Annotated in this window: 12 protein-coding genes; 10 read left to right on the top strand and 2 right to left on the bottom strand. The window is 52.1% G+C overall.

Annotated elements, in window-relative coordinates:
- The first annotated feature begins 454 nt into the window (after positions 1-454).
- The 9 genes from ACTHSP_RS11010 (at position 455) to ACTHSP_RS10970 (ending at position 7,301) form a co-directional block, all read left to right on the top strand.
- A complete protein-coding gene (locus ACTHSP_RS11010) occupies positions 455-793 on the top strand; it encodes a hypothetical protein (protein ID WP_003686752.1) in 339 nt (112 codons plus the stop codon).
- Between the two features lie 59 nt (positions 794-852).
- Positions 853-1,188: a zinc ribbon domain-containing protein YjdM gene (locus tag ACTHSP_RS11005; RefSeq protein ID WP_049352471.1), complete on the top strand. Its 336-nt coding sequence runs from the start codon at positions 853-855 to the stop codon at positions 1,186-1,188.
- Between the two features lie 217 nt (positions 1,189-1,405).
- Positions 1,406-3,715, top strand: a complete 2,310-nt coding sequence (gene recQ / locus ACTHSP_RS11000) for a DNA helicase RecQ (RefSeq protein WP_049352469.1) — start codon at positions 1,406-1,408, stop codon at positions 3,713-3,715.
- A 223-nt stretch (positions 3,716-3,938) separates the two neighbouring features.
- Positions 3,939-4,388: an HvfX family Cu-binding RiPP maturation protein gene (locus ACTHSP_RS10995; RefSeq protein WP_049352467.1), complete on the top strand. Its 450-nt coding sequence runs from the start codon at positions 3,939-3,941 to the stop codon at positions 4,386-4,388.
- Between the two features lie 83 nt (positions 4,389-4,471).
- The gene (locus tag ACTHSP_RS10990; RefSeq protein ID WP_003686668.1) at positions 4,472-4,789 is read left to right on the top strand and encodes an HvfA family oxazolone/thioamide-modified RiPP metallophore; all 318 of its coding nucleotides are present in this window, start codon (positions 4,472-4,474) and stop codon (positions 4,787-4,789) included.
- Between the two features lie 86 nt (positions 4,790-4,875).
- Positions 4,876-5,718 (top strand): HvfB family MNIO-type RiPP peptide maturase, encoded by an 843-nt coding sequence (locus tag ACTHSP_RS10985; protein ID WP_049352465.1) that lies wholly within the window; start codon positions 4,876-4,878, stop codon positions 5,716-5,718.
- Positions 5,708-6,394 (top strand): HvfC family RiPP maturation protein, encoded by a 687-nt coding sequence (locus ACTHSP_RS10980; RefSeq protein WP_049352463.1) that lies wholly within the window; start codon positions 5,708-5,710, stop codon positions 6,392-6,394. The genes ACTHSP_RS10985 and ACTHSP_RS10980 overlap by 11 nt, the downstream gene beginning before the upstream one ends.
- A gap of 142 nt (positions 6,395-6,536) precedes the next feature.
- Positions 6,537-7,115: a sigma-70 family RNA polymerase sigma factor gene (locus ACTHSP_RS10975; RefSeq protein WP_440346099.1), complete on the top strand. Its 579-nt coding sequence runs from the start codon at positions 6,537-6,539 to the stop codon at positions 7,113-7,115.
- 12 nt (positions 7,116-7,127) lie between these two features.
- Positions 7,128-7,301, top strand: coding sequence for a hypothetical protein (locus tag ACTHSP_RS10970; RefSeq protein ID WP_049323681.1), 174 nt, complete (start codon positions 7,128-7,130; stop codon positions 7,299-7,301).
- 237 nt (positions 7,302-7,538) lie between these two features.
- Here the strand turns inward: ACTHSP_RS10970 and ACTHSP_RS10965 are convergent, their stop codons facing one another.
- On the bottom strand, positions 7,539-11,687 hold the full coding sequence (locus tag ACTHSP_RS10965; RefSeq protein ID WP_440346098.1) for a translocation/assembly module TamB domain-containing protein: 4,149 nt from the start codon (positions 11,685-11,687) through the stop codon (positions 7,539-7,541).
- An 80-nt stretch (positions 11,688-11,767) separates the two neighbouring features.
- On the bottom strand, positions 11,768-13,609 hold the full coding sequence (locus ACTHSP_RS10960; protein ID WP_440346097.1) for an autotransporter assembly complex protein TamA: 1,842 nt from the start codon (positions 13,607-13,609) through the stop codon (positions 11,768-11,770).
- A gap of 449 nt (positions 13,610-14,058) precedes the next feature.
- On the opposite strand from ACTHSP_RS10960, the gene sstT reads away from it, so the two are divergent.
- A complete protein-coding gene (gene sstT / locus ACTHSP_RS10955) occupies positions 14,059-15,282 on the top strand; it encodes a serine/threonine transporter SstT (protein ID WP_070631948.1) in 1,224 nt (407 codons plus the stop codon).
- Positions 15,283-15,657: the final 375 nt, after the last annotated feature.

Genomic DNA, 15,657 nt, shown 5'->3' with positions numbered 1-15,657 from the left:
TTTTCATCATAGGGTTCTCATGGAAGAAGAATTAAAAAAGATGCAGACAGCCGCAACACCATATGCTCCGGCATGACCAAAGGGTAAATTTTACAATAAATAAATCATATTTACATATTTAAATATGACTGTAATTTAAAAAATACAGGAAAGCTTTTTGACGAGAGGCTGAGCGATCGTTGTGAAATTCAAAAAGGCCGTCTGAAATGTTTCAGACGGCCTTTTCTAATAAAACCAGAAAAAAATGGAATAAGGCGGAGAATATGAGAAAATAATAGCGACCTGCCTGCCACAACAGTTGATTGAATTAACTTTTATCGGCAGCCTGAATGTCCGGATTGGATAAAATAAACCATCAAGAACAAAGACCAACAAGCATATTATGTAAATTTGGCGGCTGAAAAATCAGCTCTGCGCTTTACTTTGCAAATCAAACAACTTTAAAGGAAAACCCATGAAAAAAACCTTACTTGCCCTGATGATGTTATCCGCCGCCGCCGCGTATGCCGGTGAGGCGGAAGACCGTTTGTTGTCCGTCCAATCGGTTTACCGTGCCGCTTTGCATGAGCAAAACAGCAACGACAGCAAAATCATTTCCCTGCAAAGCGATTTGGAAAGTGCGCAGCGCCGTTTGCAGGCAGCGCAATCTGATATTGACCGTTTGAAAGGTGAAATTCAAACGGCCTTGGCTCAGAAAGAGCAGCAAAATGCCAAGTTGCAACAGGCCGGCCAGATGTTGGACGCGGCTTGGAATGCCGTTTACGGTGCAGGCGGCAGCAAGGCGAAGCAATAATTTAGACATTGTATTATTTGCGTTTTACGCTTCTTTTATCATATTTATAAGGAAACCTCATGTCCCTATCTCCCTGCCCGAAATGCCACTCCGAATATACTTACGAAGACGGCGCTCAATACGTTTGCCCTGAGTGCGCCCATGAGTGGAACGAGGCCGATGCTGCGGCTGCAAGCGATGATGCCTTGGAAGTCAAAGATGCCAACGGCACGGTCTTGCAAGATGGCGATACGGTTGTCTTGATTAAAGATCTGAAAGTCAAAGGCAGCTCTATGGTCATCAAGCAAGGCACCAAAGTCAAAGGCATCCGCTTGCAAGAGGGCGACCACAATATCGGTTGTAAAATCGATGGCAGCGCGATGAATTTGAAGTCTGAGTTCGTCAAAAAAGCCTAAAGATTTTATTTTTGAAAAGGCCGTCTGAAATCCGAAGATTAGGATTCAGACGGCCTTTATACATTCCATTCAAAATAAAACAAATCTTTATTTAAAATTAAATAAATTTGATAGATTTGAATTTGAGGTCGTCTGAAAAAGCGGCGGAAAAATGTTCCGCACATACGCGGGTGTAAAACCGTTAAAATAACGCTTTCCCCTATTCTACGGAACCATTATGCCTCAGCCGACCGCCAAACAGATTTTGCACGAAGTATTCGGTTATCCCGAATTTCGTGGCAAGCAGGAGGCTATTGTCAATGCTTTGGCCGGCGGCGAGAGTTTGATGGTGCTAATGCCGACGGGCGGGGGCAAGTCTTTGTGTTACCAGATTCCGGCGCTGATGCGCGAAGGCGTGGCGGTTGTCGTATCGCCGCTGATTGCGTTGATGAACGATCAAGTGGCCAGCCTGCATGTGGCCGGAATTGAAGCGGCGGCAGTCAACAGTAGCACATCGGCAGATGAGGCGCGCGAGATTGCCGACAAGCTTGCCCAAGGCCGTCTGAAACTGCTTTATGTCGCTCCGGAACGCTTGGTTACCGACCGCTTTTTGCGTTTTCTCGACCAACAAACCATCAGCCTGTTTGCCATTGATGAGGCGCATTGCGTCAGCCAATGGGGACACGATTTCCGCCCTGAATATCAACAACTCGGCATGCTTGCCGAACGCTATCCGAACATCCCGCGCATCGCCTTGACCGCTACCGCCGATGCGGCTACGCGTGCCGACATCAAGCATTATCTGCACTTGGACAGTGCGCCCGAATTTATCTCCAGCTTTGACCGTCCGAATATTTATTATCAGGTTATCGAAAAAAATAATGGCAAAAAACAATTGCTGGATTTTATTCGCAAGCAGATGCATGGGCAAAGCGGCATTGTGTATTGCTTAAGCCGCAAAAAAGTTGAGGATGTGGCGCAGTTTTTGTGTGAAAACGGCTTGGAGGCGATTCCGTATCATGCCGGTTTGAGCATGGACGTGCGCGAGGAAAACCAACGCCGCTTTACGCATGAAGACAATATTATCGTGGTGGCGACCGTGGCGTTCGGCATGGGCATAGACAAACCCGACGTGCGCTTTGTCGCCCATCTCGATATGCCCCAGAGTGTCGAACATTTCTATCAAGAATCGGGGCGCGCCGGCCGAGACGGGCTGCCTGCCGTGAGCTGGCTGTGTTACGGCTTGAACGATTGGGTGTTGCTGCGCGAACGGATTGCCGAAGGCAACAGCGACGAGGTGCAAAAGCAAATCGAAATGCAAAAACTCGATGCCATGCTTTCCGTCTGCGAAACCGCCGCCTGCCGCCGCGTACTGCTGCTCAAACATTTCGGCGAAGAATCCGAACCCTGCGGTCATTGCGACAACTGCCTGCATCCGCCCGTGCGGTTTGACGGTACGGTGTTGGTGCAAAAATTACTCAGCTGCGTGTACCGCGCCGGACAACGCTTTGCCACCGGTTACATCACCAACCTTTTGCGCGGTAAAAGCGACGATTGGATACAGCGCAACGGCCATGACAAGTTATCCACATTCGGCATCGGCAGCGAACAGACCGACAAGGAATGGCGCAGCGTCATCCGCCAGTGCATCAGCCTGGGCTATCTCACTGTCAATGTCGAGCAGCATCAAGCCCTGCAGCTGACTGAAGCGGCAAAAAAAGTCCTCAAGGGCGAAACCGAAGTCATGCTGCGCCCCCTGCGTCGCGAAAAAACGGCCACTCAAAAGCCGAAAGACGATTGGTTGCGTACCGAGCGCGAAGAGCGTTTGTGGCAGGCATTGCGCCAGTGGCGGCAACAACGCGCCCGAGCAGAGGAAGTGCCGGCCTATGTGGTTTGCGGCGACAAAACCCTGCGCGATATTGTCGAAAAAATGCCCCGAAGTTTGGAAGATTTACATCAAATCTACGGCTTGGGCGAGGCGAAAATCAATAAATTCGGTTTAGAGATACTCGACGTTTGTGAAACAGCCGAAGCCGGTACGGTTTCCACAGACAGCGCACAAGTTATCCACAGTTTGGGCGAGCGCGAACAGGCCTTAAAACAGGCTTTGGAAACTTGGCGCGAGCAGCAGGCAAGTGCCGATCAAGTAACGCTGGGGACGGTATTCTCCAACGAAAGCATGGATGATTTGCTGACCAATACGCCTGCCGAACCCATCGACCTTTTGGGCGTGTATAAACTAGGCGAAAAACGTATCGAACAATACGGCGAGGGTATTTTAAACATCTGCCGCCCGTTTTCAGACGGCCTGAGCGAAGAGGACAAATGTAAACGTCGCTTGATGCGCCGTCTGCTTCAGTGGAACATCGATACTGCCCGCCATGAAGGCCTTGAAGCCTATCAGATATGCAGCAAAGTCACCTTGCGTGCCATTGCCGCCCGACGGCCGCAAGATTTGGCGGAGTTGGCGGAAATCCACGGTATGAATGAGGAGAAAACCGACAAATACGGCGCGGAAATTGTCGAATTGTGCAAACAAGCGGATTAATTGATCGCGTTTATTGTCAAAGGCCGTCTGAAGCCCAATCAAGCATGGTGTTTCAGACGGCCTTTTTGAAATTTTAATCTTTATAAAACAATGAATAAGAAAATAACTTTATTTGTTTTGTCAGTTTTCCAAAGCTGTCTCGTCTAAACAGGCATGAAATATGGGATGGTGCCGATTGATTTTTCGTCCCATCCCATTCGACACACATTGATAAGGAAAATAGATGAACACCTCATCCAACCCCTCTTGGCAGGCGGCTTTCAGCTTGTTGACACTCAGGCTTTTTGCCGCGTATGAATTTCTTGAGTCCGGCCTGGAAAAATGGAACGGGGAAAACTGGTTTGCAGATATCAACAGTCAATTTCCCTTTCCGTTCAATTTGTTGCCGGATACGGTCAACTGGAATTTGGCCATGTGGGCGGAACTGGTTTTGCCTGCGCTGCTCATCGTCGGCTTGGCAACGCGGCTGTCCGCGCTGGGATTGATGGTCGTAACGGCTGTCGCATGGTCTGCGGTACATGCCGGCTTGGGGTACAATGTGTGCGACAACGGTTATAAAATGGCACTGATTTATTTGGTGGTTTTATTTCCTGTCCTATTGCAGGGCGCAGGCGGTCTGTCTTTGGATGCCCTGCTGAAGAAACGCTGTTGTCGTATCAAGCATTTTCTTTAATGATTCACGGTCGCGGGCCGACTTTAAATGCCCGATATTATCCCTTGATTTATTTAAACCCATATTTTTAAAAGGAAGTTAAAATGAAAAAAAATGTAGCTGCTGCTCTGGCCGGTGCATTGTCCCTGTCTCTGGCTGCCGGTGTTGTTGCCGCTGATAAACCGTTAAGCAGCAAAGCAGGTGTTCAAAAATCTGCTCAAGGCTCTTGCGGTGCGGTTAAAGCCGGTGAAGGTTCATGCGGTGCAAGCGCTGTTTCTAAAGCAAGCGAAGGCAAATGTGGCGAAGGCAAATGCGGTTCAACCGTGGAAAAAACTCACGCTAAAAAAGGCAAAGCATCTAAAGCCAAAGCTGCCAAAGTAGTAGAAGGCAAATGCGGCGAAGGTAAATGCGGTTCTAAATAATCCTGCAATATACCTTTAACAAAGTCGCATTTTATAAACGAAAATGCGACTTTGTCGTTCATACGGCACCATAACAGGACATCACCATGATTCAACATGCAGGCTTGGGCTACCGCCGCGACTTGGCGGAAGACTTCCTCTCGCTTTCAGACGACAGCCCGATACGCTTTATCGAAGCCGCCCCCGAAAATTGGCTGAAAATGGGCGGCAGGGCGCGCAAACAGTTTGACCGCGTGGCAGAGCGGCTGCCGCTGGCATTGCACGGATTATCCATGTCATTGGGCGGACAAGCCTCGCTGGATACCGACTTGATAGACGGCATCAAAGAAATGATGCGCCGTTATGACTGCACGTTTTTCTCCGACCATTTGAGCTATTGCCACGACGGCGGTCATCTTTACGATTTGTTGCCGCTGCCTTTCACTGAAGAAATGGTGCAACATACCGCGCGGCGTATCCGTGAAGTGCAAGACCGGTTGGGCTGCCGCATTGCCGTAGAAAACACTTCCTACTACCTGCATTCCCCGCTTGCCAAAATGAACGAAGTCGAGTTTCTCAACGCCGTTGCCCGCGAAGCCGACTGCGGCATTCATCTCGATGTGAATAATATCTACGTCAACGCCGTTAACCACGGACTGTTGTCGCCCGAAGCCTTTTTGGAAAACGTTGACGCAGAGCGCGTGTGCTACATCCACATCGCCGGACACGATGTCGAAACGCCCGAATTATTGATTGATACCCATGGCGCGGCAGTTTTGCCGACCGTTTGGGACTTGCTCGAACTGGCCTATGCCAAGTTGCCGACGATTCCGCCCACCCTGTTAGAACGCGATTTCAATTTTCCGCCTTTTGCCGAACTCGAAGCCGAAGTCGCCAAAATCGCCGACTATCAAATGCGTGCCGGAAAGGAATACCGCCGTGCAGCCTGAAACCTCCGCCCAATACCAACACCGCTTTGCCCAAGCCATACGCGAAGGCAAAGCCGCAGACGGACTGCCGCAAGAGCGCTTGAACGTCTATATCCGCCTGATACGCAACAATATTCACAGCTTTATCGACCGTTGTTATACCGAAACGCTGCAATACTTTGACAGCGAAGAATGGGGTCGTCTGAAAGAAGGTTTCGTCCGCGACGTGCGCGCCCAAACGCCCTATTTTCAAGAAATCCCCGGCGAGTTCCTCCAATATTGCCAAAGCCTGCCGCTTTCAGACGACCTCTTGGCATTGATGGACTTTGAACACACCCAGCTGCTCGCCGAAACCGCACAAACCGATAGCCAAACAACCCACGCCGATTCAGACGATTTAGCTTACACCCTTTCTCCCGCCGCCTTTGTGCGCCGTTATCAGTATGATGTAACGGACGAATTGCAGGAGGCGGAAACTGCTGTTTTGGTGTGGCGCGATAAGGAAGACGACGTGATGTATCAAACGCTTGACGATTTCGACGCCTTATTGCTGGAAACGCTGGCAGAAACGCCCACTTCCCTAAACGGCCTGCAAACCATGCTGGCAGAGTTCATGCCGTCTGAAAACGTTTGGCAGGACGCATTAAGGCAGAAATGGACGGAATGGCTGGAACAGGGCATTTTGGTTGCGGCATAAACCAAGGCCGTCTGAAACGGGTACAGTCGGTTTTGGCGAAACAAAAAAACTACTGAAATCGTTTATAGATTCAATCGCATGCTCTTTCCGTATCAGCGTAAAATCAGAAACATATTGATCATTCATTTCATACTGATACATTATGGCCCTACCCGAACTGACCGATGCAGAGCTTGCCGAATCCCGCAAACTGCTGCTGCGCTTTGCCCGTATCCAGTTGCCCGACCGCCCCGATTTGGCGGAAGACCTCGTACAGGAAACCATGCTTTCCGCCTACCGTGCGGCCGAGGGTTTCAAAGGCGGCGCCCAAGTGAGCAGCTGGCTGTTTGCAATCTTAAAAAACAAAATTACCGACTGCCTGCGCCAAATCGGGCGGCAACGCCAGGTTTTCGTCACGCGCGATGAAGAAGCCTTAGATGAAGCCTTTGAAGGACATTTTGCCGCCGACGGGCATTGGACGGACGAAGGACAGCCTCAGGGCTGGGACTCGCCTGAAGCCAGTTTGAACAATAAAGAATTCTATCAAGTTTTGCAGACCTGCCTCTACCATCTGCCGGAAAACACCGCCCGCGTGTTTACCATGAAAGAAATTCTCGGCTTTTCAAGCGATGAAATCCGCGAGCAATGCGGCATCAGCCATGCCAACTACCACACCATCATGCACCGTGCGCGCGAAACCTTGCGCCAGTGTCTGCAAATCAAATGGTTCTCCCATGCCTGACAGGAAAACGCCATGAAGAAATGCCGCAAAATAACCGATCTGATTTCCAAACAGCAAGACCAAGTACGCCTCAGTCTTTTTAACCGCATTGCCCTTGCTGTGCACCTGTCGCTCTGCCCCCGTTGCCGCGAATATAAGAAACAGCTCGAATTAATCAGCAACGCCATGCACAAGATGTTTCGATGATTCAAAAAAGCCGTCTGAAACCTACCCCTGTCAGTTTCAGACGGCCTTTTTGTATCTGCTTTATGTATCGCTAATCTTGAATAAGCCATGGCTTGCTGGCTACTTTTTTAGCTGCATTTGTTTTCAAACTTGCGCCGTTGGCCTTTGTTTTTGGAGGCATGGCAGCGGATTTTGATGCAGTAGAACAAGATAAAGGCCGTCTGAAAGATAAATTTCAGACGGCCTTTTTCACGGCTCTTATTGTTGCTCTTCCGGCTCTGATTCGTCTTTGCCGAACAGGTTGTCAAAGCGGATGGTGTATTTCAACTCGCCGCCGGAGGAGCGCGTGCCGATGCGGGCAACGGCTTGGATGGCGCGGGTCAGTTGGTACACGAGTTTGACGGATTGTTCGGCGCTGGAGATGCCGTATTCGTAACCTACGTAGAGGTTGTTGGTGAGCTGTTTGCCGACGGTCAGGACTTGTTCGGCAGGGTTGAGCTCGCCGGTTTGGGCGTTGCGGCTGCGTTTGCTGGTGAAGCCCAAATCATCGACAAGGCCTATACGGTCGTTGACTTGGCCGGCAAGCAACGCGCTGGCGGCCGCGGAGAGCGTGGCGTTGTCGCCGTCGCTGCCGCTGCTGGCACGGTTGAGGATGAGCCAGGAGAGTTTGTCTTTTTCACTCATGGCTTCTTTGGCAACCAAGGTTACGCGCGGATTGTTGAGGCTGCCGAGAACTTCGACACCTGCACCGACCGGGGAGAGACGGCGTTCGGCACGGATGTTGAGGTTCGGATCGGTCAGCGGGCCGACGAAAGAAACCGCGCCTTTGGTGATTTCGAGGTCTTGGCCGTAGGCTTTGTAGCGGCCTTTGACAACGCGCACGGTACCGACACCTTGGACGGCTTCGCCCGGACGTGATGTTATGGCCAGTTTGCCGCCGATGGTAACGTCTGCGCCGTAGCCGACAAAACGGACATTGTCGTTGATGTTCAGGGTAAGGTTCATATTAATCGGCGTGGTGGCCGTTGCTTCTTTTGGGGTTTCGCCTAGGACGACCACGTCGTCATCGAGGGTCGGCATGGAGGATTTTTGCGAACCAAACCTGCCGTAGTCGGTGTTGAGCGTGCCGTTGAGCGATACGCCTTTTTCCGGATTGTAGAGGACTTTGGCCGCGCCGGAGAGCTGCAGTTGGCGGTTTGGACGCGAGAGGGTGCGGTATTTGTCGAAGACGATGTCCACGTCGACATCGGGGTTGGCGTTGGCAAGGTTGACCGCGCCTTTGAGCTCAATCGTGCCGCCACGGTGGAATTTGAGGCTGTCGATGACCCATTTTTGACCTTGCAGGCGTGAACGCAATACGCCGTTGTCGAGAATCAGGCCTTGGGTTTGATGGCGGTAATAGAGGTTGTCGCCGTTAATCAGGCCGCTCAGTTGCGGATCGTTCAGACGGCCTGCCAAGTTGACGGCGGCGTTCAGACGGCCTTTGAGGGTTTGGCCGACGGGCAGGAAATTGCGGAAGACTTCGAGGTTGGCAACGTTCAGGTTGAGCTTGCCGCTCAGAGGGGCGGTATCGAAGCTGGTGCCCTGGCCGATGTTGACGGTACCGTCGGCCCGGCCGTAATTGGTTTGGAGGTTGAGGTTGCTGTTGACGGTGGGCGAACCGAGTCGGCCGCCGATGGTAGCGGTCGCGTTCAGACGGCCTGCAATGCCTTGGGCTGTGGCCGGCATAAAGGATTTGAGCGAGCCCAAATCGGGAACGCTGATATTGACTTTGCCGCTGACGGGGGCGTTGTTGATGTTGTTGCCGAACTGCTGGGCGATGCCGAGCGTGCCGTCAACTTTGCCGAAGCGGGTGTTGCCTTCCAGCGTGCTGTCGATGCGGCCGTTTTGGAAACGGGTGCGCAGGGCGAGCGCGGAAAGTCCCAAAGGTTGTTTGTTTTTCGGGTCTTTGCCCGGCAGGATGATGTCGCCGCTTTGTCGGCTGATGTTGAGGAAGCCGCGCGCGTTTTGACTGTACGCCAAATCCCAGTCGCCGCCCAAAACCAGGTTGTGTTCGATAGGCGGGGTGTAGAAGTTGTGCAACTCGGTAATGTGCAGATTTTGCGCGCTGCCTTTACTGGTAATGCCGGCTTTTTTGTCCCAAACGAAATTTTGCAGGTTGAGGCTGCCGCCCATGGCCGCCCATCGCGCGCTGCTGAGGGAAACGCGTTCGCTGCCGGCTTCGAGGTTGAGGCGGTTTTGCAGTTTGAGGTTGAACGCGCCGTTGATGTCGAGCGTGTCAACCGTGCCTTTCCATTGGGTTTGGTCTTTGTTGAGACCGCCGGTGGCATCGAGGTCGAGCTTGTAGCGTTTGTTGTCCACCGCCATGCTGCTGTTGCCGCGGATGTGGTGGTGCGAGCCTGTGCCGCTGATGAGCAGGTTGGCGTTGTCGATCATGGCCGCGCCGCCGGAGACGGCGATGTGTTCGCCTTTAATATCGGCACTCAACGGACGGTTGGTATCGGGCGAACCTTTAAGCTTGAAGTCGAGGGTGCGGATGTTGACGGCATCAGCGACTTTGAAGTTACGCGCTTCGCCGTTCAAATCGGCTTCAAGGGTTTTGAGGCCGTCTGAAAAGCTGCCGGAGATGTAACCGCGCGCGTTGAGCAGGCCGCCCAAGCCGAAGCCGAAACGCGACAAATCGGGGGCGGTAATATTGAGATTGAGGCGGTCACCTTTTTTACCGAAGCTGCCGTTGGTTTTGATGATGTTGCTGCCGAGGGTCAGATCGGTCAGGGCGCGCGCAAGGTGTTTGTTTTCATAGGCGACGTCGGCTTTGCCGCTAAGCGGAACGCCGTTGAGCGTGCTCGGTGCAAACTGCATTTTGCCGGCGAATTTCTCTTGCGCCAGTATGCCGGTCAAGTTGATGTTGCCGTTGACGCTGCCTTGCGGAAGCTGCGGATCGATACGCGCAGGGTTGAAGGCTTTGCTGACGATGTCCAGTTGCAGTTTGCGGTCTTTGAAGAGTTCGAGCGAGCCTTTGGCGTTGAGTTCGCCGCCGTTTTGCGGAACCAGGCGGACTTTGTCGAGCTTGAGCGTGCGCTGGCCGAGCTGTTTGTCGGTTTGGAAAAACAGCATGCCGTCTGTACGTGCAAATCCGCTGTCGAGATTCCAGTTAACGACAGGGGAGGAGGTTTCGCCTTTGACGTCGATACTGCCGTTCAGACGGCCTGCGATGTTTTGACGGACAAAGTCGTCTGCGCCGGTATTGTTGATGCCCAGTGCGAGTTTGAGCTGGTCTTGGGCGGTATCGATTGAGCCGGATACATCGATGCTGCCGTCTTTGAGCAGATCGACGCCGATGTCTTCAATCATGACCGTGCCTTTGTCGTCGACGATGAATTCGCCGAGGATGCGTTTGACAGGGATATAATTTTCATCGGCAAAACCGGCTTGGTCGTTTTCCAAGTCAATCGAGCCTTCCAACGCAACGCCGTTGGTAAACGACGGAATGGTGGTGGCGTCGAAATTCAGGCGCGCTTTGGGCAGGCTGGGCAGGAAGGCCTGCGGATTGATGTTGGAACCTTTAATCAGGATTTCGCCGACGGTTTCATTGAGGCTGTCGGCGAATGGATGAATAGTGGATTTGGCCGACAAATGAACGTTGTCGCTATCGAGCAGCAAGTCGGTGGATACGTCTTGCAGGCTGCCCCACAGGCGCACCGTACCATGTAGGGTTTCGCCCTCAAGCTGGCCTTTGGTGTAGATGGCGGTATTGAGGACGTAGGGTTTGTTCAAGCCGATCACCACCGCGCCTGTCGAGCTGCTCCATGGCGTATCGGCGGTTTTGATGTGGAGGCGGTGTTCTTTTTTGTCGTAATGATAGGCTGCGTGCAGATGGTCGAGATAGACGGTCTGCTTGTCAAAACGCTTGCCCACGCTGATTTTGCCGGTTTCCAAACGGTCGAGATAGGCGGTAACGGGCAGGTCTATGCTGTCGGGCAGGCCTTTTGATGGCTCTTCTTCTTTGGGCGGCGTGCGTTTGGTCACGATGGCGATGTCGCCGGCCACGACTTCGGTGATGTGCAAGGACGGACGGGTCAACTCGGACGGTTTCCAATCAAAGCGGAAGCTGCTGATTTTGATGTCCGCACCTTCTGTTTCAATCAACCATTTGTCGCCTTCAAAACCTTCAATCAGCGTGCCCTTCAGCGTGTCCGAAGAGATTTTGACGCCGAACCATGACGGGATTTTGTACAAACCGAAACGCAAACCCGATTCCGTACCGACCAGCCAGCCGATTGCGCCGGTGGAAACGGTCAATACGCCCAAGGCAGACAGGACAAAGCCGCGCAACAGGCGTTTTTTGCGCTTTGGCGGGGCGGGCTGCTGTTCAGACGGCGTGGAAGTGTTTGCAGTATCGGTCATGATATTTTTCTGTTTGTCTGTTGTTCAGACGGCCTGAAATGGCTGAGGCCGTCTGAAAGAATGGATGGTGAGTATATTTTTTAAAACCTTGTGCCCAAGCTGATGTGCCAGCGGATTTTCTTGTCGTGATGGCCGTAGGCAATGTCGAAGGAGAACGGCGCAACCGGGCTGAACCAGCGCACGCCCAAGCCGGTACCGTGTTTTAAGGTCATGTGTTTGAAGTTGCTTGCCGCATCGCCGACATCGTGGAAGATGGCGCCGGAGAAGCTTTTGGTAACCGGAAATTGATATTCGAGGCTGCCGACCACCAATGCGCGTTGTGGCAAGACGGAGCCGTTGGGGCCGGCCAAACCGATGCTGTCGAGTTCATAACCGCGTACGGAAGTTGCGCCGCCGGTGCGGAACATCAGGCTGGACGGCACTTCTTCGCCCTCGCGGGCATAAACGTAGCCTGCCTGTCCGCGTACGATGAATGTACCGATTTTTTTATTTTCAGGCGTGAAGAAATAGCCTGCGCGTGCTGTGGCGCGTGCCATTTGGGTGGAGGAGAGGAATTTGCCCAAGGTCGTGCCGATTTTGCCGTCGAGGTAGTAGCCGTTTTGTGGGTGCAGCTCGGTTTCGATGCTTTGCCGTTTCCATGAGGCGGTCAGCATAGTGGCATGGCTTCGGCCCAAATCGTAGCTGGTGTAGGGGACTTTGCGGTCTTCGGTAATAAATTCGAGGCCGAAGCGGGCGTCGATATTGTTGCGGTCACGGACATACCAAATACCGCTGGTCAGGGCGCGTTTTTCAAGGTTTTGCGTGGTCGAGCGGTTGTAGGAAACGTTGCTGGTCCAGTAGTTGCCGCGGTTGTTGCGCGGTTGGCTGATACCGGCGGCCAGCGTGGTTTCGTATTTGTCCATGTCCCAAACGATGGAACCGATATAACCCTTGTTAAAGAGGTTGTAATAGTCGTAGGCGATGCGGCCGCCGATTCCGTATTCGGAGTCGTAGCGGATACCGGTTTCCAGTTTGTGGCGCTTGACTTCGGTCACGTTGATTTTGACGGGAACGCGGTCGCCTTGCAGTTGATCGAAGTCGGCCTGTACGGACGCGCCGGAATAGTGGCCGTTTTGCTCGAGCGCCTGTTGCAGGTCGAGGATTTTGTCCAAGTCGTAAGGCGAACCGGGGTGGAAACGTGCCATGCCGGAAACCACGCTCTCAGGGTAGCGGCGTGTGCCGGTGATTTGGAAATCGCCAAAGTAAATGGGGCGGTTGCTCTCCACAATGACGTTCAAGTCGGCTTTTTGGGTATTGGGATTGATGGTGGCTTGGGTGGTGGTGAGTTTCGCCAACGGATATTTTTTACGTGTGACCGCGCTGAGGACGGAGGTTTTACTCGCACTCCAGCCATCTTGGTCGAAGTTTTCGCCAACGGGCTGTTGCCAGTTTTCCATCGCATTTTGGTAGTACTCGGCCAAGTTGTCGTCATTCAATACGTCGCCAAGGATGGCTACGCTGACGTTGTCGACTTTGGTGCGCGGGCCGGGGATGACGTTGACAGTATAGCTCTCGCCGTGGTCTTGAATATTGACGTTGCTGTTGAAGTAGCCTTTGGTCCGGAGCATGGTTTTGACGTTGTCGGGTGCCTCTTCGGCGAGGAAGCCGACCTGTTCTTTGTCCAGCTCTTCTTCCTGCTGCTGGGTAATCAGCGGCAGGTATTCTTCAAGCATTTCTTTGACTTCGCTGTCTTGGGTGTCGATTTTGACGGGGAATTTGGGCTTGAGTTTGCCTGTTTGGTCGTCTTTGGGCTGCTTGGGCATTTCGGATTCGGGAACAGCTTCGTAGTCTTCCGCTTTGGGAACGGAAGTATCTACTGCCAACGCGTGTCCGTAGGCGAGCGCCAATGATGCAAATAAAACAGGGTAGGTCAGTTTGGTCATGATGTGTGTTCGACAGCGACAATTCTTCAGTTTGGGGATTTTAACATTATTTCTGCAAGGTTTCAGGCTATGGTTGTAAACGGAAATTTAGCGCGATAACGTTACAAAATGCGACTTAAGGGCGGACTTTGGTTTGTTTCTATCTGATTGTAATATTTATGTTTTTGTATTTTTACTGATGAAGTTGCCTTTGTATTCGGCCTTATGGCGCAGATTTCAGGCCGTCTGAAAGCAAGATACAGAGAAGTAAAGCAACGGTATGGGCATACTTTAAAGTAGGGTTTGAGCGGGTTTGGCTGTATTTTTGGCATAAAGTGCCAACTGTGTCATAAATGCTAAACTTTAGTGCTGTTTTTGTGAGGTATGCATGAAAACTTCGCCGACAAATGATTTTTTATTTTAGAATGTAAGACTTTTTTAACATATCTTTAAATTGTGAAGGAACGGATATGGCAAGTGGCAATCCGATTTTGAACGCGCTCAATCGCGTCAGCCTGGTGGCGCAAATCGCCATCGGCTTGGTTTTAGGTATTATTGTGGGTGCAGTTTCGCCGCAAGTCGGTATCAGCGCAGGACTGCTGGGCAGCCTGTTTGTCGGTGCACTTAAGGCTATCGCGCCGATTTTGGTATTTGTTTTGGTGACTGCCGCCATTGCGCAACACCAAAAAGGCAATCAGGCCCACATCAAACCGATTTTGATTTTGTATATTTTCGGTACGTTTGCCGCGGCTGTGGTGGCAGTCATTGCCAGTATGGCATTCCCGACCACGCTGATTTTGCGTGCGGCCGGCGATGTATCCGTTGCACCGCCTTCCGGCATTGTCGAAGTATTGAAAACGCTGCTGATGAATTTGGTGGCCAACCCGATTAACGCGCTGGCCAATGCTAACTATATCGGCATTTTGGCTTGGGCTTTGGTATTGGGTGCGGCTTTGCGCCATCACGGCTCGGATACGACCCGCCAAGTGGCGGCCGATTTGGCCGATACCGTTTCGACGGTTGTGAAATGGATTATCCGTTTTGCGCCGCTGGGTATTTTCGGCTTGGTGTCTTCTACCATTGCGGAAACCGGTTTTGAAGCGCTTGCCGGTTATATGCAGCTGTTGGCCGTATTGCTTGGCTGTATGCTGTTTATCGCTTTGGTGGTCAACCCGATTATTGTGTGGTCGCAAATCCGCCGAAATCCTTTCCCGCTGGTGTTTACCTGCCTGCGCGAAAGCGGCGTGTATGCATTCTTCACCCGTTCTTCCGCCGCCAATATCCCTGTGAACATGGCATTGGCGAAAAAACTGGGTCTGCACGAAGACACTTACTCTATCTCCATTCCATTGGGTGCAACCATCAATATGGCCGGTGCGGCAATCACTATTACCGTTTTGGCGATGGCTGCGGCGCACACGCAAGGCATTACGGTTGACTTCGCCACCGCCTTGCTGCTGAGCCTGGTGGCTACCGTCAGCGCGTGCGGTGCATCCGGTGTGGCCGGCGGTTCGTTGCTGCTGATTCCTTTGGCGTGCAGCCTGTTCGGTATCGACAACGATGTGGCCATGCAGGTGGTTGCCGTCGGTTTCATCATCGGCGTGATCCAAGACTCTGCTGAAACGGCGTTGAACTCTTCTACCGACGTTTTGTTTACTGCCGCTGCCGATTTGGGCCGTCAACGTAAAGAGTAATTTTAGGATTAGCCTAAATCCGGCAAAGGCCGTCTGAAAAGTTTCAGACGGCCTTTGTTTTGGGCAAAGCAAAGGGATTTTTAGATGGTCAAGCCGATAGATTGGTTTGGCAGGGTTGACGGTATCTGCTTTCATCAGTCGGATTTTTCCCGTAAAATACAGTCTTGAATGTATTTGAGTTATCCTTTTTAGACGGCCTGGCCGTCTTATCAAATTTGTAAAAACAATGATTAAAAAAATATTCTCATGGTTCGAGTCCCGCATCGACCCTTATCCCGAAGCCGCCCCGAAAACGCCTGAAAAAGGGTTGTGGCGGTTTATTTGGAGCAACATTGAAGGCGTGCGCAAATGGATTGCCGTGTTGGCCGTGTTTAC

This window comes from Neisseria sp. P0001.S005, assembly GCF_051963715.1.
Note: the sequence above shows the minus strand (reverse complement) of the source record. Positions and strands in the feature narration are given on the sequence as shown.